The organism is Enterovibrio litoreus (assembly GCF_045679545.1).
GTDB lineage: Bacteria > Pseudomonadota > Gammaproteobacteria > Enterobacterales > Vibrionaceae > Enterovibrio.
On the sequence record NZ_CP166195.1, the window covers coordinates 110,577 to 128,724 of the forward strand.

Below are 18,148 nucleotides of genomic sequence, written 5' to 3' on the forward strand. Positions count from 1 at the left end.
AAGGTGGTCTTAACATTGGAGAAAGAGATGAAACGTTTAATTGGTGGTATCGCAATCACACTACTGTTTTCTGCTGGCGTAAGCGCTGATGGCTGGTCTAGTTCACCTCGCGAAGATGGCCAGACTCAATTTTATGTTGATTTAAGCGGTGAAGTGCCACAGCGCTGCCGTATGCATACACAGCAAGAAAGAAGCATTGAGCTGGATGTAGAAAACACGAATTCACAAACCAGTGATTTCACATTTAAAGCTTGGTGTAACAACGACAATGCAAAAGGCTTGCTGGTCGTTGGTGCTCAACCGTTTAAGAACCAAAATGGTACTGACGTTATCCCATTGAATGTGGCTTTCAAAGACGCTTCTGGCGTTATTGATGGTTCAAATAACGCATCAAATGGCCACGCTATTCACACATCTATGGATGTGAGCAACAGCACTCAAGGTGATTTGGGCGACGCGAACACCATCAACATCACGCCAACGATTAATGGTTGGGAAAAAGCGGGTCAATACACAACGGCTATGTACGTTTCTTTGTACCCGAACTAAGTAACACTTTTCATTTAAATATTTGGGGGCGCTAGCCCCCTTTTGAGGATTATATGCGTTTAGTCAGAATATCGCTGATGGCGCTTTTGCTGTTTTCTCCCATTTCAAAAGCCTTTGAACTGTTGCCTATGGTCTCGTTTTTCTCAACGCAGAGCACCAACAGTGAGAAGTTTTTCCAGATTAACAACACCACTGATCAACCCTTGCCGATCGAAATCTTTGTTAAAAGCCGGTCGATTGAAGGCGATAAACCCGAATCACTCTCGGATTCGGATGATTTCTTTGTCTTCCCCCCTCAGGTGCTTATTCCTGCAGGTAAAACGCAAATGGTAAAGGTGAAGTACATTGGTTCACCCATTGAATCCTCAACGTCTTATCGCGTTATTTTTAGCCAGCTTCCCATCCAAGATGATGAAACGGCAAGCAGCATTAAAATGTTGTTTCAAATCGGCGCATTGGTGTTTGTTTCACCCGACTCAGCCACTAGCCTTGTTAGCGCTGCGGTTAATGTCGAGAACAAAGAAGCCCCTTCTTTGGTGTTGGAAAACACAGGAACGGATATCGTTATCATTCCTCAGTTAGAGCTAAACGTAAAAACCAATGTCGCTGCGCACACCTGGAAATGGGATGACATTAGTTCACTCCTGAATCGCCAATTTCTGGTACCAGGAGAACGCGTCCATGTTCAGATCGACGCTCTTTTAGCGGCTAATGAAATCCCTAACACGGTGGATGTGAAAGGATTCCAGTGAGTATATTAGGGAAACTGCGTGCACTTTTTTTCCTTTTCCTGCTTTCTGCTTCTGCGAACGCAACAACATTCAATCTGCCGCTAAACCTCTCGCAGAAAGAACTAGGAATGGTTTCTGTCTCCTTGCAGGGAATGGATATTGACGCAGTTTCGCTTTCTCAACTTAAAAACCTGTTGGGGCAACGTGTCTCTGACGAAAGTTGGTTGGCACTTTCCCTGAGCGAAAGCCTCAGCAGTGATGGCATGGTTTCACTCAATACACTTGCTGAAGCCGGCATTGATATTAGCTTTGACCCTTCAACACTTTCTCTGACAGCAAGGATCACCGACAAAGCACTCGGTCTAGCCAATGTTGATTTTGGTGAACAATACGAACCCTTTAGCCCATCGGACAACAGCCCATTCAGTTGGCTTAACAGCTTCAATTTTGCACACAACTCACGGTGGGAAGGTGAAGAACAAGAGCACGACCGCTACAGTTCTGTTGAATGGCTAACGCAACTGAATATCGGTGGTGCTTCGGGTGTGCATTTTGAGGCCGCTAACTACTTACAAATGTCTGAAACGGATTCTCAGGTGTTACGTGGGGAATGGACGGCATTTTACGATAACCCTCACGCGCCTTTTCGCGCATCTGTCGGCGATGTTGAATCCGGTATTTCAGGCTTTCAATCTAACGTGAGCCTTGGTGGGCTTTCCATCGAGAGTGACTATTCCGAATTACAACCACAAAGAATTATCGGCCCGAGCAATAGCCAAGAATTGATATTGCAAGAAAGTGCTGAAGTGGAAATCATCGTCAACGGACAAATCATCTTCAGTGGGCGTCAAGACGCAGGTCGCTTCAATTTGATGAATTTACCCATGTCTAACGGTGCAAATGACATTACGGTCAACGTCACGTATCTGTCGGGAAAAACGGAAACATTGGTATTCAGCCAGTTTTACAACAGCAACCTGTTAGATGAAGGGATGTTTAACTACGCATTCAGCGTGGGTGTGCCTTCTACCTTCAGTGATGATGGCATTGAGTACTTAGATACTTGGGCGGCAACCGGTTTTACGGAATATGGTTTGTTTCCTTGGCTCACTCTTGGTGTGAATGGCACCTTCGCAAAACATGGCCAAATCTTCGGTGGACTGGCAACGATACGTTCAGATTGGGGCAACATTTCTGCCCGTTTGGGACTGAGCAACCATGCCGAGGCTGACGCTGGAAATGTCACTTCCCTCAGCTTTGAAAGCGCCATTATCGGTGCTCCAGAAAGCCAAACGCCAAACCTTAGGTTGAGCGTGGAATTTGCAGACAACTATGCCTCATCACCTTGGGATAACAAGGCGCTGCCTGTCTCTTATGAACGCTATCTCGCCAATTATGTGCTTTCTATTAACGCACGGTGGGATGCAACCTTGTCTGGCTCCTACTATCTGGATAATAACGATGACGAACTGACGGGTATTACGTCGACGCTGAACTGGAAAAACGGTGATATCACCCTAGGCGCAGGCGTGACCTACAGCCAAGACAGCAATGTGGCATCTGATGATACCCAGTATTTCTTTACGCTTGATTGGCGATGGAACCATAAACAATACGGCTACAACTTGGGCGCAAGTTATAACACGCGGGAAAACCAATCTCGTATCGATGCAAGCAAAACCAATAATGACCGTGTAGGCAGTGTCGGATTCCGCGCCCTAGGCGAGTACGAAGACACCAGACAACGCCAAAATGCACAACTGAGCTACACCGCAAATCGCGTTCGTTTGGAAGGCGAAGTGGAAAGAAGTGAGTTAAATAACACCTCGTCAGACGCCAGCTATTTGGCTTCGATTCGCGGAAACACGGCGTTCGGTTTTACTGATGGCAAACTGGGTTGGGGTCGCGCACAACCGGGCCCATTCGTGGTTGCTCAACTTCACCCTACGCTTTCTGACCACGAAGCACAGTTAGGCGTGGCACAAGATGGGAGCTATAAAGCGGCCGCAACCTCTTTGATCGGTGGCTTGTTACCTCTCGACATGCCCTATTCACGTAACACTGTTGACCTCTCTGTGCAGAATGCACCGATAGGCTACGACTGGGGAGAAAGCCGAGTCATTTTCTCCCCTGCCGCGACCACTGGCCACCTCATCATGATCGGTTCTGATGCCTCCTACACGGCGAAAGGTGTGCTCCTTACCGACAACGGTACTCCCATCTCTTACCTGCAAGGTGAGCTCATACGGGGTGACAAGCGCCTCTCGTTTTTCACCAACAAAACGGGACGCTTTTTTGCCCAAGGTATTGGCCCCGGCACTTACACAATGACTATCGGCAATTCCACGTACCAGCCACTGACCATCGTGGTTGAGGAAAACGACAACCGCTTAATTGACCTTGGAACGCTAACCGCGAAATGTGTCGAGGAGAACTGTGATGCAAATCCTTAAATCGCTCACCAAAACGATCATAGGCTCAACAATTGCGCTGATGGTTTCATTCCATGCATTGGCGCAAGCCGAAAACAATGAATGCAGCGGAAACTGGTACATTAACGTCAACACCACGTCTTCCGTCGAAGACCAAAAGGGTCAGAAAGGCGTGTGGATCCCGGCTACCGTTTCCCTTGACCGCGAACTGGCGAAGTGCGCCGATAAAATGTTACTGAAGCAGCCTGAAGGGGGAAAACCAACACTCAATGGCCCAATGTCTTCACATCATTATCAATTCAAAAATGCAGCACGTCAGGATTTAAAGATCCGAAAAACAGGTGTGTATGTGCTGAATTTATCCGGCCAGCCTTCCGTCGATTTTTGGATCTATGCTCCCTCCGCGAGAACATTTTCTCCGGGTGACTATAAGGGGATCATCGAAGCTCGTCTCAACGGTACCAAGATAGACAAATCGTTCACTCAGACACATGCTTTTAACTTCCAAGTGAAGCCTTATGTCCGCGCGAAATTAATCAATACCCATGACGATTGGCTAAAGCCAACAGGCACATCGGTAAGAGTCCACTTGGGTGATTTAACGCAGAGGAATCGCCGTGAAATTCCTGTTTACATGGAAAGTAATGGCTTTGTCAGCATTGCTTTCTCTTCGCAAAATAAAGGACAACTGGTCAACACCACAAGTCGACGAAACCAAGTGCCCTATCAGCTTCATTTTGCCGATCAATCGGTGAACTTAACTGACGAGGTTACCTTTAACGCGGGAAATCGCCCATTCCGTGGCAAAAAAGTGACCATCGCATTTGAAAATACGGCGTCTCCCTATGCGCGTGCGGGTCAATATGAGGATGTTGTGACCATCAATATGTTTGCGCGATAGTTTTACTTTTATTTGTAAGGCGCGTATCACTCGCTGATTCGCGCCTTTGTCACTTTCCCCGTATACCCTTCGTCCATCTATCTCTTTACTTCTTTATCTCTTTATCTCTTTATCTCTTTATCTCTTTTCAACCTATCAGCCTGTGAGATTTCCTCCCCTTCTTATTTTTGAACCCTACAATGTTAAAGGAGTGTTATCAAAGCACGTTCTTTTAACGGCGGGATATGGAAGACTGCGTGTTACAGGGCTAAATGGAGAGGGCAAACTGATGGAAAAACAAGGCGTAGCGAAATCAATTCAAATTATCGGTGTTCCCGTGGATTTAGGGGCCTCACGCAGAGGCACAGATGGCGGTGTCTCTGCCGTCCGTATTGCTGGCCTCGGTGAGCAACTCAAAAAGATGGGATATACCATTTCACAAGAGCTAGATATTGCCGTCCCATCCAAAGAATCTCGCCCGGTCGAAACCAGTGGCAACATGCGATTTAGAAGTGAAATTCTACAAGTTTGCCGTGATTTAGCCGTCGTGACGCGAAATGCCCTCGAAAATGGTGACATTCCTTTGGTGGTCGGCGGTGATCATTCGATTGCGATGGGCTCCATCTCGGGCATTGCTGATTTTTACCAAAAACAAAACCAAAACATTGGTTTGGTTTGGTTTGATGCGCATGCAGACATGAATATTCCGGGCATTTCGCCTTCAGGCAATGTTCACGGTATGCCGCTGTCTCACCTGCTTGGTTATGGCGATAAAGACTTCACCAGCATCCTGAGTGCTAATCCAAAAATTAAGCCCGAAAACGTTGCACTGGTTGGGGTTAGAGACATTGATGCCAAAGAAAAAGAGCTCATCAAGGAGTCTGGCGTTAAGGTTTATAGCATGCGCGATATCGACGAATTAGGCATGAGCAGAGTCAGTGACGAAATCATCGAAATTGTCACTAAAGACACTATTGGTTTCCACGTCAGCTTTGATGTTGATGGCTGCGACCCCGAGTTTATCCCCGGTTCAGGGACACTTGTCCCGGGTGGTGTCACTTATCGCGAAGCACATCTGCTGTTGGAGAAATTGGCCGAGACAAATCTCATCACCTCCGTTGATCTGGTGGAATTGAATCCCTTCTTGGATCAGAAAAACGTGTCTGCTGAACGCGCTGTCGCATTGATGCTAAGTGCTTTTGGGCGCAGCGTGCTGTGATTTAAGGCCAAGCACAACCCCCGAAGCATTGACGGCACTAACAACAAAAAGCCCCTGTCTTTCGACGGGGGCTTTTTTAGCGGTTTGAACTCAGCGTTGTGCTGTTACTGTTTCAACACGAACTTCAAACGAATGATTGCTTGATACTAAAGACCGTTACCGTTTGCTTGAACGGTTTCAGCATCTGTCCATACAGTGATCTTTGAATTTGCGTAAGTAAACACGTAAGCACGCAGCTCAGTAACCTGTTGGAAGCTCAGCGACATGAAGGTAATCATATCATTGGTAATTGCTACAGACGCTGAAGCGTTTGCGTCATATTGCCAAATACCCGCTTCGACATTCAATGTATCGTTGCCGTCACCAAGATACGCCACAAATCCATTCCAAGCGCCTGGATCAGTATTTGTCACCGTCTGCATATTGTCTGACTGTGAGAAAATCGCACTCGCATTCACCGTGACTGTTTGGTTACCTGTTTCAGCCACAATCGCTTCAACTTGCGCAATGGCTTTGCTTCCCGGTACCTTGCCGCTGGCATAGTAGCTGCTGCCTGAAAGGTCGATATTCGCATCACCACTCACAGTCAGTTTGTCAAAGCCACGGTCGCCGACATAAACGGTACCATTTTGGGTCAAGAAAGCTTCGTTTGAGAAATCTTCCTGATCAAAGACCATGGTGTCGTTGCCTTCGCTACCGATATAGAGATCTAGACCCGTGCCACCATCCATAATGATGTCATCGTCATAACCTGCTTGAAGTACGTCGTTACCTTCATCACCAAACAAGGAATCATTACCGCCCGCGCCAAACAGCTTGTCGTCACCTTTACCACCATGTAGTACGTCGTCTCCGTTGCTACCATTGATGATATCGTTACCCGCACCACCATAAAGTGTGTCGTTACCATTGAAGCCTGTGATCACATCGTTTCCTGAGCAACCATGAAGCACGTCGTCACCGGATGTTCCGTTGATCACCTGATCACTGGCTTTCGTTGCCGCTAAAACGCGCATTGAACGAGGAGCAGAGAAATCAAGATTCTGACCGTCATATGCTTTCACGTTTTCCAACGCTAAGTTTGGTGTGTGGCAGCTAAATACTGCAATACGGTTGTAAGAAAGGTTGTCCCAATTTCCAAGCATCACAGCCGTGCCTTCTGAAGGCTCGACATACACTTCATGTGCATAGATCCATGATGGCAATGAATACCCTGAACGCTCGCCAACAGGGAGACAGTATCTATCGCCCGTTTCAAGACTCACGATACAACCCAATGCTTTATCGCTCGCAACAACTCGCATTGAACGTGGTGCAGAGAAATCAAGATTCTGACCATTAAATGCTTTCACATTGGTCATTTTTTGGTTTTCTACTGTGCCTTGAAAAACCGCCAAACGGTTGTAAGACAAGTTATCCCAATCAGAAAGCATCACCGCGCTGCCTTCTGAAGCCTGAACGTAGACTTCGTGTGATTTGATCCAAGATGGCAGTGAATAGCCTGAACGCTCACCGACTGGCATACAGTATTTGTCACCTGTCTCTAGGCTAACAATACAACCCAAGGGTTTGTTACTTGCAACAACACGCATTGAGCGTGGCGTTGAGAAATCAAGAATTTGACCGTTGTATGCTTTTACGCTGCTCAATTTTTGGTTATCGACAGTACCTTCAAAAACAGCGAGACGGTTGTAAGACAAGTTATCGTAGTCAGACAGCATGACTGCACTGCCCTCTTCCGCCTGCACGTACACTTCATGAGATTTGATCCATGATGGCAGGGAGTAGCCTGAGCGTTCGCCAACAGGTAGGCAGTATTTTTCGCCCGTTTGAAGGCTCACAATACATCCTTGTGGTTTTTCCTCATTTGTTGCGCCAGTTGCTGCCGCTGCGTGCCCACTCATTGTGGTCATTAGGAACAAACCGACAACTGACGTCAATGTACCAACTACTTTATTCATAAACTTAATCTTCCTTATGAATCGATCAAATGAACAATGTGTAAATGGAGAGAATAAGACCCTGCATAAGCATTGAGTTTCTTCATATGTTGACATTCACATTTAGCAATGGGTGGCAATGGATCAATATTGATACATGAACGTCAGATTTTTTAACTTGTTTGAATTCTGACTTCACGCTGACATACCAGCAACCCTGATGAGCAAAGTTGAGCCGATAATCAGTCAATTGCATGCGAGGATCCTAAGGGGAAAATCAAACTAAATTGGTACTCTAAAACTGGAATGTAAAAAAAGACGCACATGTCGTCTTAAATTCAATGCAGAGAAGCGGTGTCATGTCGATTAAGAGTGCTCAAGCCTTCCCTTCACTCGCTCAACCACATGTTCTGCCAGTATTTGTGAGGCATCCAATACTGGAAGTGCCGTTGTCAGTGATTTGGCAATAACCGACAATTCCGTGCAGGCAATCAGCAAACATTCCGCACCTTGATCTTCCAAATCTTCAGCCGCGCGATTAAACGCTTCAATTGATTTGTCATTGTGCGCATTGGCTTTCACAGCGCGGATCAGCGCCATGAGCGCAGTTTGTTCAACGTTACAGGGATACAAGGTTTCAACGCCATATTGCTCAAAAGCGGGCTGATAGAGTTGGGTGATTTGTAACGCCGTCGAACCTAACAACCCTACCCGTTTAATATTTGGGTAGAGACGTAGAATCTTGTCCGCAGACAGCGTCAGAATATTCATAACGGGGACAGACACTGCATGCGCCACATCGTCGTAATATTTATGGGCTGTGTTACACGGGATCACCAGAAAATCCGCGCCGCCTTTGACCAACCCCTGCGCCATGTTTGCCATATAGGGCGCAGGCGATTCACCCGTTTTCTCGATTAACGCCTTGATGCGTGACGGCACTTTGGGGTCGTTATCCACCAACAGGCGAATATGATCAGCATCATCGTTTGCGGGAGTTGCTGCGATGATGCGTCGCATCAAATCAACGGTTGCCTCTGGCCCCATACCGCCGAGGATCCCAACGGTCATCTCCTTTTCGATCATGGCCTTACTCCTTCTAATATCCCATCATGCTGGGCAGCCAAAGCACGGTTTCGGGAAAATAACTCATCACAAACACCACTAAGATCTCCACGAGAACAAATGGCAACGCCTTCACGGATATTTCTTCAATGGTGACCTTGGCAATACTGGAACTGATGAACATGTTCTCCCCAAGCGGCGGTGTGGAAAAACCAATTTCACAGCAACAAACCAACACCACGCCGAAATGAATCGGGTGGACACCAAACTGCACCATAACGGGCAATAGCACGGGCGTGACGATCATGATGGTGGCAAGGGTTTCCATGAACATGCCAATTAAGATCAAAAACAGGATCACCACCAGCCAGATCAGTGCGAGGCTGTCTGTCATCGACAATAACGCATTGGCGATTTCGGTGGGTGTATCGTTTTCGACCAGAATACGCCCAAACGCAGTCGCGGCGAACATGATGATCAACACACGCCCCGTCAGCCAGGTGGTGGAACTGAGCGACTCTTTTAAGCCATCCAGCGTCAGTTCTTTGTGAATGAATTTACCCACGAACAAGGTGTAGAAGACAGACACCACGGCAGCTTCGGTTGGGGTAAACATGCCCGAGTAGATACCACCAAGGATCACAAACGGGGCGAGGATTGACCAAATACCCTCTTTGCACGCTTTGCGAAGTGCGCCGGGTTCATCATTTACCGCACCGACATAACCGCGCTTTTTACTGATCACATAGTTGGTGATCATCAAACCACCTGCCAACATGATGCCGGGAACCACACCCGCAATAAACAGTGCGCCGATTGATTCACTGGCAGTCACACCATAAATCACCATGGGAATGCTCGGCGGAATAACCACCCCCAAACCACCGGAAGACGCGGTAAGTGCTGCCGCATAGCCTTTGTTGTAGCCTTTATCGGCGAGCGCAGGGATCATCAACATGCCCACAGCGGCTGTGGTGGCTGGGCCTGACCCTGAAATTGCACCGAAAAACATACTGGCAAGAATGGCCGAAAAGCCGAGACCACCCGCCATTGGGCCGGCCATCAATTCTGCAATGTGTACCAAACGGCGAGAAATGCCCGAAGCCTGCATTAATGCGCCAGAAAGAATAAATGCCGGTAGCGCCATAATGGGAAATGAGTCCACGGCGTTCCATGCGGTTTGTACCAGAGAAACGTAATCGTCACCCGACAGTAAATACACCAGCATGGCCGAGCCACCCAGTGCAATGACGATGGGAGCGCCAATGAGAAGAAGCCCAAAAAATGAGCCGAAAAGAACGAGCGATGCCTCCATTGAGGACTCCTTTTCTATTTGATTGCAACAATCCGTATTGCGGCTTTGTCTTTGTTAACAATCGTCACGGGTTATACGGCTTAACCCTGCTAAAACACATCGAGACGACCCGTCAATCGACCTGAACATCGTCCACATCTTTGAACTCAACCCCTTTCACTATCTTCAAATAGTTAACCTGAATGATCCGAATGGAGGTCAAGGTGAAAGAAATAGGGAAAATCCAATAGAGGTAGGCCATTGACCAATCAAGTGCCGGAGACATGAACTTGTATTCCATCAAGCTTTCAATCACTTCAATGCTTTTGATGGTCATCAAGGTGTTGAAAGCAATCCAAAGCGTATCGGCAATCAGCTCAATACCGGTGCGTACTTTGGTCGGCAGCATTTTCAAATGAAAGGTCACACGGTTATGTGCCGCCAAACGCGCCGCATACGATGCACCCAAGAACACAAACCACACAAAGGCGAAGCGGGATAATTCTTCACTCCATGGAATGCCGTAATTGAAGGCCACGCGAAGAATAACTTGAATAAACAGTAAGGTGACAAACAGACAAAGCAACGCCTGACAGGCGTAACTTTCAAATTGGTCCATTCTTTGCCAAAAGGTTTGCCATACACTTTGCGGAACATTTTTCGGTTCATTTTGCGGTACATTTCGCATAGACACGTCCTTGTAAGGGGCGTTGCCGCCCCTTCTATAAGTTGGACAGTTCGTCAACTATTCCGAATTGAGCGGACGATTACTTCTGCAATTTCTGCAGTACATTGTCGAAGCTTTCCTTGCCACCAATGTCTTCATAAAACGCAGGCCAAACTTTTTCTTTCGCCATTTGAATCCACTTGTCTTCGTCTTCCAGCGTGAACACTTCTACACCGTTCGCAATCATGTTTTGCTTGGCGTTTTCCGCTTCCGTCATCTGGAATACCAAGGCGTATTGCTGCGCTTCCAACCCTGCACGAGTCAAAATGGCTTGCTGCTCTTCACTTAATTTGCCCATGGTGCGGTTGCCAATCAGCAAAGGTTGCAGCGAATACTGGTGGTGTACTTCTGTCAGGTATGGCTGCACTTCGTAGAACTTCATGGTGTTGTTCACGATGTACGGGTTGTCCTGTCCATCCACCACTTTTTGTTGCAGTGCAGTGAAGGTTTCTGTCCATGCCATCGCAATCGGGTTTGCACCGAACACTTCCCATGATTTCAGCATGATGCTGTTTTGAGGAACGCGGATTTTCAGCCCTTTCACGTCTTCCATGTTTTTCACGGGGCGCTTTGAATTGGTCAGGTGGCGGAAGTTGGAATAGGTCCAACCCAAAATATTCACGCCCGCTTCTTCTTTGGCGAGGGTATTCCAATATTCGCCCAATTCACCGGTGGTAATTAACACCGCATCAGAAGAGTTGGTGATCAAATACGGCATGGTGAGTGCGCCGAGTTTTTTCGAAAACGGGGTCACGTTACCAATACCCACTAACGCCATATCTAATGAACCCAAGCGGATGTTTTGCACCATTTCGGTTTCACCGCCGAGCGCACCACCGGGATAGAGTTTGATTTTGATATCGCCACCTGAATAGAACTCAACCAAGTCTTTAAAACGCAGTGCATACGCACCCTGATCGGATTCAATTGGGTCGCCCATTCCGACCTTCATGGTTTTAGCGCTGACGAGTACGGGAAGTGCCAAAATAGAAATGACGGCCAATTTTGCCAATTGCTTTAACTTCATATCCTTTACCTCTTAGTCGATAACATCCGTGAATTTCTAGGCGTTAACACGCCGCTTTCTAGAACCTGTTGTTTTATTTAATGCACTACAGACACCGCATTCGCGATGCTTACAAGGTTTCAAGCACCTCTGCGATCACTTGGGCGATACTGGCCGCGTCTGACTGTTCAAACGTCAGTGGAATACGCATATCCAATAGCGACCCGAGAACGCGCTCGGTTTGTGGCAAAGGGGGTTGATCTTGCAAATATTCCCAATGGTCATATTTACTGCTGTATCCCGAAGGCTGACTGTCGCCGACCCATTTCAGGCTGACGCCTCGCGCTGTGCATCCTTTCACCAACTGTGAAAGCTGGTTAGCCGTCAGATCAGGGAATGAGAACTGGATAGAACTGCCAACGAAATGTTCTTTGGGCGAACGTTCAATTAAGCGAATGCCGCGCAACGATGACAGCGCAGACACCATGGCGAGATAGAGCTGATTCCAACGCTCGCACTGCTCATCTAAATGCGCCAATTGAGGACGTAAGATAGCCGCGCGAAGGTTGTCCATTCGCCCACTGTAATTGGGCGTGCCCTTGGCAATGCCTTCAAACGTTTCGATGGGCGGAAGGGTTGGGTGCTGACCAAACAACATGTAAGAACCGGAGTAAATAATGGCTTTAGCCATTACCTGATCGTCGTTGGTGACTAAAAAGCCCCCTTCGCCGGAATTAATGTGTTTGTAGGTTTGCGTGCTGAAACAGGAAACCAAGCCAAACGTGCCGCTTTTCTTGCCGTTCCAATCTGCCCCCATGGTGTGGGCACAATCTTCAATCAGCGCCACGCCACCTTGCTCGCAAATCGCCACCACCGCATCCATATCGGCAATGTGACCACGCATATGAGAAAGCAGCAGAAATTTCGCGCCAGTTTCCTTCACTTTGGTAGCCAAATCGTCGAGATCAATCGTCAGATCGTCTGCCGTTTCAACCAACACAGGCACACCACCTGCGTTGTTAATTGCCCCCGGTACAGGAGCCAAAGTGAAGGCATTGCACAAAACTGCATCACCTTGTTTCACGCCCGCACAGAGCAAAGCCACATAAAGGGCATAACCACCGGATGCGCAGCTCAGGCAATATTTCATGCCGAGATAATCGGCAAATTGCTTGTCGAGTAAATCCGCTTCGCTACGCTCACCGCTCACCGTGTTATAGCGATGAAGCCTGCCAGTACGCATGACTTCTACCGCACTGGCAATGGCGTTTTCCGGTATCGGCATTTGTTGCGTAAACGATTTTTTAAACGTGTGCATCGTCGTTTTCCTTAGGCTTTGCGCATTCAAACCGCACTCAATGAGGCTGTTATCAGTCGTAACGCTTTTGCTGGTAGACCTCGAAATCCCAATCTGTGTCAGGGAAATACTTGGTCAAACGCCAATCACATGCCCGCGCGTGACCTTCCATGCCTTCTGTGCGCGAAATGCGAGAACCCGCAGTGCTAAAGGTCAAGTTGGCTTCTTTGCTCAATTCCTGCGTGGTTAAGATTTTCAGAAACTTCTGCACATTCAGGCCGCCGCTGTAACGCGCCGCTTTTTTGGTGGGCAAAATGTGGTTTGTGCCTGAGCATTTATCGCCGTGGGTCACTGTGCTGCCTTCGCCTAAAAACAACGAGCCATAATTGGTGAGGTTTTCTTTCCACCAGCCTAAGTCCGCGGCTTGAACTTGCACATGTTCACATGCCCATTCATCACTCACTTTCGCGGCTTCTTCACGGTCGTCGCACACAATCACCACACCGTGGTCGCGCCAAGCGGCTTCGCAGACATCTGCATTGGGCATGTCTGCAATCACATGGGGCATCATCTCAATCACTTTCTGACCAAGCGCTTTATCCGTGGTGAATAACCAAACCGGAGAGTTTGGGCCATGCTCTGCTTGTGAAACCAAATCCACCGCAATGGTCATCGGGTCGGCGGTTTCATCGGCAATCACCGCGGACTCTGTTGGCCCTGCAAACACATCAATACCCACTTCGCCAAACAACAAACGCTTGGCTTCTGCCACATAAGCATTTCCTGGGCCAACTAAAATATCGGCGGATTTTCCGGTGTAGAGCCCGAATGCCATGGTTGCAATCGCATGCACACCGCCCATCTCAAGGATGATGTCTGCACCAGCAAGATCCATCGCATACACCACAGCGGGGTTGATTGAGTCACCACGAGGCGGAGAGCAGGCAATCACGGTTGGCACACCCGCCGCTTTCGCCGTTGCCACACTCATCAATGCAGACGCTGCATGGGCATAACGCCCGCCGGGCACGTAGCACCCTGCGCAATCAACAGGGATCACCCGTTGGCTCAGTTTCACGCCTTCTTCGGTTTCAATCTCAAACGCTTGCAAGCTCTGGCGTTGCGCGTCGGCAAAACGTTGGATCTGACGATGCGCAAAATCGATGTCGTCTTTTACGCCTTGCGGCACAGACGCAATCAGTGCTGCTCTTTTTTCATCAGACAGAACGAAATCACCCTGCCAGTTATCGAACTGCATGGCGTATTCTTCGACTGCCGCCGTCCCTTCACGACGGATCTTGGTCAACATGTCTTTGACCACTTGCTGAATGCGCTCATCATCGGTTTGCACGTCGGCTTCCCGCTCAGCGCGTTTTAGGTATTCCATTGTGTTTACTCACTGATATTCGGATTCAAAAAGAAAGAGATACGTGAAAATTCCCAACGAAAAGCCGCTCAAAGACAGCGGCTTTATCAGGACGGATTAGCAGTAAGCTTCAAATCCAAACGCGTCTCGGTAGCCCGGTAGCGCTTGTGCACCCCCTGTGTGCAAGAACACGATGTTTTCGCCTTTTTTGAAGTGACCCTTGCGGATAAGGTCGATCAAGCCTGCACCGCCTTTGCCTGAGTAAACAGGGTCGAGCAAAATGCCTTCATGTTTGGCAAACAAAGAGATCGCTTCAATCGTGCTTTCAGCAGGAATACCGTAGCCTTCACCCACGTAATCACAGTTAGCCACCACGCTTTCACGGGGCACTGCACCCGGAATGCCGAGTAATTCACAGGTACGCTCTGCCAGTGCAAACACGTTGGCCTCTTGCTTGTCTTTTGGTACACGCACACCAATGCCCAGTAGTGGAATCTGGCTGTTCGTCGCGCATAGACCCGTGATCAAACCCGCTTGTGTACCCGCAGAACCCGTTGCATGAACAAGGTGGTCAATCAGAAGGCTCTGATCGTTGGCTTGCGTCAGCAACTCCAACGCACAATTCACGTAACCCAGTGCACCGATTGGATTAGAACCCCCACCAGGAATGATGTAAGGCTTGCGACCTTCCGCGCGCATTGTCGCTGCCACATCTTCCATCGCGGCATTCATGTCGACGCCTGCAGGGAATTTTTGTAAAGAAGAACCAAACAGCTGATCCAACATCACGTTGCCGTTGAATATATATTCAGGGTCTTCTGAACCGGTGCGATCTTCCAACAGAATGTGACACGCCATGCCGCACTTGGTCGCTATCGCTGCGGTTTGACGCGCATGGTTTGATTGGGTCGCGCCTTGAGTGATGATGATGTCTGCGCCTTGAGCAATGGCATCTGCCATCAAAAATTCCAGTTTTCGCGTTTTGTTACCGCCACCGGCCAAACCCGTGCAATCGTCACGCTTGATCCACAAATTGGGACCGCCAAGCGCTTTAGACAGGTTTGGCATAGGTTCTAACGGCGTAGAAAGGTGTGCAAAGTGAAGACGAGGAAAGCGAGATAAATGCATAGTCATGTCCCTTTTAATAACTAACTAAAAAATCGGCTCAAATGGCCTTTTACAATAATTACAGCCTGTGAGACGCCGAGGACTTCCGCCAATACCTATATTGAATAGACACCGGTTACTTTTCGGCATATCTGTTTTAGCAGGACGCTAAGGGATTGAATTGATGGAATTGAAATGGCTTAAAGACTTCATTGCGCTCAGTGAAAACGGCAGCTTTTCTAAAGCCGCTGACGCGCGATTTGTGACACAACCAGCGTTTAGTCGGCGGATCCGTTCGCTGGAAAATTGGTTAGGCATTGCCTTGGTTAACCGCGATACCCTGCCCACAACGTTGACAGAGGCTGGTACCGATTTTGTCGACGAGGCACGGCGATTAATCAATGACATCACGGATGTCAGGCATAGACTGCAACAGCGTAAGAACCCGCATTCGTTGATTTTTCTCGCTCAACACTCCACGGCGGTGTCGTTCTTTCCGGGGTGGATACAAACCCTCAGCCCATTGGTTGGTGATGCTTTGGTGAAACTCGTTCCGGGCAATATTCACCATCTGAATGAATCGTTTTTGGCAGGTTCAGGGGATTTTCTACTCGCGTTTGCGTCTCAGGCGTTTGATAGCCCGCAAATGAAGCGCAAGAGTCAGTCGATTCAAGTGGGACGAGATCGCCTTATTCCGGTTTCTGCGCCGGATGAATTTGGCGCGCCATTACACACCTTCACCGAAGGAAAAACCTGCCGTTTGCTAGCGTTTCCCGAAGAAATCTATCTTGGCGGATTGGTCAAAAGATCCGCGATAAGCGCGATCCCTTCCCATTTCCGCTACGAAGTGGTGTGTGAAAACGAAATGGCGGAAGGGCTAAAAGCCATGGCCATACAAGGATTCGGCGCAACCTGGTTACCTTCAAGCTTGGTAAAGCAAGAGTTAGAGGAAAAGCGATTGGTCGAGCTCGATGAAGCGTTACCTAGAATTGATTTGCGAATTTTGCTGTACCGAAACCGCCATACTGCCAAACCGGAAGTTGAGCGATTTTGGCAGTATTTGAACGAGCTTTATGGGCAGCAGTAAGCGGTATTGGTCTGGATTCAACCTGCCAGTTTGTTAAGCGCGATGCAATCAGTGCTGACAGATTACTCTATCTCTCCAATGTCCAAACTCGTGTCAGGGTAGCGCCTTCTGGCACGTTGATACCACATTTCGTTTTAGCTAAAGCAAATAAAGCAAACTCAGTCACTGAGCTTTCAAGAGTTTTCTTAATGCTAAACGTGAGGTGTGTGGACATTGTCGTCTTATTGCACCTTCTCGTTCGTCAATTTGGCGGGAAAAGATGATATTCTATTAAAAACAGATAATTACAATGAGTTCTGGTGTTGGGCAGACGCAAAATAAAAGCCCAAAGGGAGGAAGACGTTGACTTCACCTCTTTATGAACAAAGTTTACGAACTGAAGATTATGTACGAAGCTTATCGTACAATAATTGACTGTACGATAGGTTTCGTACATAATCTTACGGACAAATATGGGTTTTAGTGAAGTAAAGCGAAAGGTCATTGAGTGTATTGAAAATGGTGCTTACGATCATGAGGTTAGATGCAATATTGATGTGAAGAATCTCTTTCAATGTGGCCAACTGACTGATGAGTTTGTTGTGGGGTTGATTAAAGCTACAAGAGGTAATGAGTATGATGTTAGTCCTCATCACCAAGCCCCTACAGTGGACGTGCATGTATTCAAACCATTTAAAGATGGTAAGCAATGGTATGTAAAATTCTATTTTGTTGAACCAGATGTAATGTTTATAAGCGTTCATGAAAGTGGGGTCTGAGATGAAAATTGTAAAAGAAGGCGATAAACGACAAGTTGTTTGCCCTAAATGTGGTTTGTCACATGCGACTTACACTCTGCGTGATGTAGACTTTAGCGATAACTCAGGTACAGTGAAAAATGTGCTTGCTGGCGTATGCGATAGTTGTAATGAAGTGGTTAGTATTCCTAAACAGTCAACCGCTAAAGTGAAGGCCGAGTACAATAAGGTGAAAACTCCCGTTGATGTAAGAGTTCCTGCACATTACTTAGATATCCTCACTGTGGCATCTCAAATAATCGAACCAAGCTTGACAGAAAATTTTAACAAGGCACTTGTTTTGTATTATCTACACGCATTGAGTAGCGGGCGTTATCCTGCTGAAAATTTAAGCAGTTTACTTAGTGCGGATATTGCGAAAGCAAAGGCATCAAAAAGACTATCTTTAAAGCTTAACCAGAATAGTCTAGATGAAATTGATAGTCTTATGAAAACGCAAGGCTTGAAAAATAATACAGAAGTATTTAAGTCTCTAATTCTTAAAATTAATGAGGATATTGTGCAACCTAAAAATCCTCGCCACCTAAGAGAGTTACAAAATTTTGCGGCTGCATTTTCGTAGAATGACATAACACGCATGAACTCTTCTTTCGACTATTTGGTTATAGCTCTGATTTGGCTGCGCCAGCAGCCAATTTTCTCGAACAACAA

The 18,148-nt window shown here is 47.6% G+C and carries 16 protein-coding genes; 8 read left to right on the plus strand and 8 right to left on the minus strand.

Going from position 1 to position 18,148, the window contains the following annotated elements:
* The first annotated feature begins 27 nt into the window (after positions 1-27).
* The 5 genes from AB8599_RS16250 (at position 28) to rocF (ending at position 5,811) form a co-directional block, all read left to right on the plus strand.
* Positions 28-549, plus strand: coding sequence for a hypothetical protein (locus AB8599_RS16250; RefSeq protein ID WP_407333948.1), 522 nt, complete (start codon positions 28-30; stop codon positions 547-549).
* A 53-nt stretch (positions 550-602) separates the two neighbouring features.
* Positions 603-1,301 carry a fimbria/pilus periplasmic chaperone gene (locus AB8599_RS16255; RefSeq protein ID WP_407333949.1) on the plus strand — a complete coding sequence of 233 codons (699 nt, stop codon included), beginning with the start codon at positions 603-605 and terminating at the stop codon, positions 1,299-1,301.
* Entirely contained in the window at positions 1,298-3,733 is a 2,436-nt protein-coding gene (locus AB8599_RS16260; protein ID WP_407333950.1) for a fimbria/pilus outer membrane usher protein, read from the plus strand. Before AB8599_RS16255 ends, AB8599_RS16260 begins: the two co-directional genes overlap by 4 nt.
* Entirely contained in the window at positions 3,720-4,613 is an 894-nt protein-coding gene (locus AB8599_RS16265) for a hypothetical protein (RefSeq protein WP_407333951.1), read from the plus strand. The genes AB8599_RS16260 and AB8599_RS16265 overlap by 14 nt, the downstream gene beginning before the upstream one ends.
* 268 nt (positions 4,614-4,881) lie before the next feature.
* Positions 4,882-5,811, plus strand: a complete 930-nt coding sequence (gene rocF / locus AB8599_RS16270; RefSeq protein ID WP_407333952.1) for an arginase — start codon at positions 4,882-4,884, stop codon at positions 5,809-5,811.
* 146 nt (positions 5,812-5,957) lie between these two features.
* On the opposite strand, the gene AB8599_RS16275 is transcribed toward rocF, so the two are convergent.
* The 8 genes from AB8599_RS16275 to AB8599_RS16310 all read right to left on the minus strand — a co-directional run bounded on the left by AB8599_RS16275 (position 5,958) and on the right by AB8599_RS16310 (position 15,634).
* Positions 5,958-7,772 carry a calcium-binding protein gene (locus AB8599_RS16275; RefSeq protein ID WP_407333953.1) on the minus strand — a complete coding sequence of 605 codons (1,815 nt, stop codon included), beginning with the start codon at positions 7,770-7,772 and terminating at the stop codon, positions 5,958-5,960.
* Positions 7,773-8,117: 345 nt separating this feature from the next.
* The gene (locus tag AB8599_RS16280; protein WP_407333954.1) at positions 8,118-8,837 is read right to left on the minus strand and encodes an aspartate/glutamate racemase family protein; all 720 of its coding nucleotides are present in this window, start codon (positions 8,835-8,837) and stop codon (positions 8,118-8,120) included.
* A 13-nt stretch (positions 8,838-8,850) separates the two neighbouring features.
* Entirely contained in the window at positions 8,851-10,131 is a 1,281-nt protein-coding gene (locus AB8599_RS16285) for a TRAP transporter large permease (protein ID WP_407333955.1), read from the minus strand.
* A 112-nt stretch (positions 10,132-10,243) separates the two neighbouring features.
* Complete coding sequence (locus AB8599_RS16290; protein ID WP_407333956.1) at positions 10,244-10,798, minus strand: TRAP transporter small permease; 555 nt, start codon at positions 10,796-10,798, stop codon at positions 10,244-10,246.
* A gap of 79 nt (positions 10,799-10,877) precedes the next feature.
* Positions 10,878-11,864, minus strand: a complete 987-nt coding sequence (locus AB8599_RS16295; protein WP_407333957.1) for a TRAP transporter substrate-binding protein — start codon at positions 11,862-11,864, stop codon at positions 10,878-10,880.
* Between the two features lie 109 nt (positions 11,865-11,973).
* Positions 11,974-13,161 carry a DegT/DnrJ/EryC1/StrS family aminotransferase gene (locus AB8599_RS16300; RefSeq protein WP_407333958.1) on the minus strand — a complete coding sequence of 396 codons (1,188 nt, stop codon included), beginning with the start codon at positions 13,159-13,161 and terminating at the stop codon, positions 11,974-11,976.
* A gap of 52 nt (positions 13,162-13,213) precedes the next feature.
* Positions 13,214-14,527 carry a histidinol dehydrogenase gene (hisD, locus tag AB8599_RS16305; protein WP_407333959.1) on the minus strand — a complete coding sequence of 438 codons (1,314 nt, stop codon included), beginning with the start codon at positions 14,525-14,527 and terminating at the stop codon, positions 13,214-13,216.
* 96 nt (positions 14,528-14,623) lie between these two features.
* Positions 14,624-15,634, minus strand: a complete 1,011-nt coding sequence (locus AB8599_RS16310; protein ID WP_407333960.1) for a D-cysteine desulfhydrase — start codon at positions 15,632-15,634, stop codon at positions 14,624-14,626.
* Positions 15,635-15,797: 163 nt separating this feature from the next.
* On the opposite strand from AB8599_RS16310, the gene AB8599_RS16315 reads away from it, so the two are divergent.
* From AB8599_RS16315 to AB8599_RS16325, 3 genes are all read left to right on the plus strand, one after another.
* Complete coding sequence (locus tag AB8599_RS16315) at positions 15,798-16,700, plus strand: LysR family transcriptional regulator (protein WP_407333961.1); 903 nt, start codon at positions 15,798-15,800, stop codon at positions 16,698-16,700.
* Positions 16,701-17,152: 452 nt separating this feature from the next.
* Positions 17,153-17,458 carry a hypothetical protein gene (locus tag AB8599_RS16320; RefSeq protein ID WP_407333962.1) on the plus strand — a complete coding sequence of 102 codons (306 nt, stop codon included), beginning with the start codon at positions 17,153-17,155 and terminating at the stop codon, positions 17,456-17,458.
* Position 17,459: 1 nt separating this feature from the next.
* The gene (locus AB8599_RS16325) at positions 17,460-18,059 is read left to right on the plus strand and encodes a hypothetical protein (protein ID WP_407333963.1); all 600 of its coding nucleotides are present in this window, start codon (positions 17,460-17,462) and stop codon (positions 18,057-18,059) included.
* The last annotated feature ends 89 nt before the right edge of the window (positions 18,060-18,148 follow it).

Bases quoted from the DNA above. Each gene is read 5' to 3' on its own strand.
- AB8599_RS16250 (WP_407333948.1), top strand. From the start codon at position 28: ATGAAACGTTTAATTGGTGGTATCGCAATCACACTACTGTTTTCTGCT.
- AB8599_RS16255 (WP_407333949.1), top strand. From the start codon at position 603: ATGCGTTTAGTCAGAATATCGCTGATGGCGCTTTTGCTGTTTTCTCCC.
- AB8599_RS16265 (WP_407333951.1), top strand. From the start codon at position 3,720: ATGCAAATCCTTAAATCGCTCACCAAAACGATCATAGGCTCAACAATT.
- rocF (WP_407333952.1), top strand. From the start codon at position 4,882: ATGGAAAAACAAGGCGTAGCGAAATCAATTCAAATTATCGGTGTTCCC.
- AB8599_RS16275 (WP_407333953.1), bottom strand. From the start codon at position 7,772: ATGAATAAAGTAGTTGGTACATTGACGTCAGTTGTCGGTTTGTTCCTA.
- AB8599_RS16280 (WP_407333954.1), bottom strand. From the start codon at position 8,837: ATGATCGAAAAGGAGATGACCGTTGGGATCCTCGGCGGTATGGGGCCA.
- AB8599_RS16285 (WP_407333955.1), bottom strand. From the start codon at position 10,131: ATGGAGGCATCGCTCGTTCTTTTCGGCTCATTTTTTGGGCTTCTTCTC.
- AB8599_RS16290 (WP_407333956.1), bottom strand. From the start codon at position 10,798: ATGCGAAATGTACCGCAAAATGAACCGAAAAATGTTCCGCAAAGTGTA.
- AB8599_RS16295 (WP_407333957.1), bottom strand. From the start codon at position 11,864: ATGAAGTTAAAGCAATTGGCAAAATTGGCCGTCATTTCTATTTTGGCA.
- AB8599_RS16300 (WP_407333958.1), bottom strand. From the start codon at position 13,161: ATGCACACGTTTAAAAAATCGTTTACGCAACAAATGCCGATACCGGAA.
- hisD (WP_407333959.1), bottom strand. From the start codon at position 14,527: ATGGAATACCTAAAACGCGCTGAGCGGGAAGCCGACGTGCAAACCGAT.
- AB8599_RS16310 (WP_407333960.1), bottom strand. From the start codon at position 15,634: ATGCATTTATCTCGCTTTCCTCGTCTTCACTTTGCACACCTTTCTACG.
- AB8599_RS16315 (WP_407333961.1), top strand. From the start codon at position 15,798: ATGGAATTGAAATGGCTTAAAGACTTCATTGCGCTCAGTGAAAACGGC.
- AB8599_RS16320 (WP_407333962.1), top strand. From the start codon at position 17,153: ATGGGTTTTAGTGAAGTAAAGCGAAAGGTCATTGAGTGTATTGAAAAT.
- AB8599_RS16325 (WP_407333963.1), top strand. From the start codon at position 17,460: ATGAAAATTGTAAAAGAAGGCGATAAACGACAAGTTGTTTGCCCTAAA.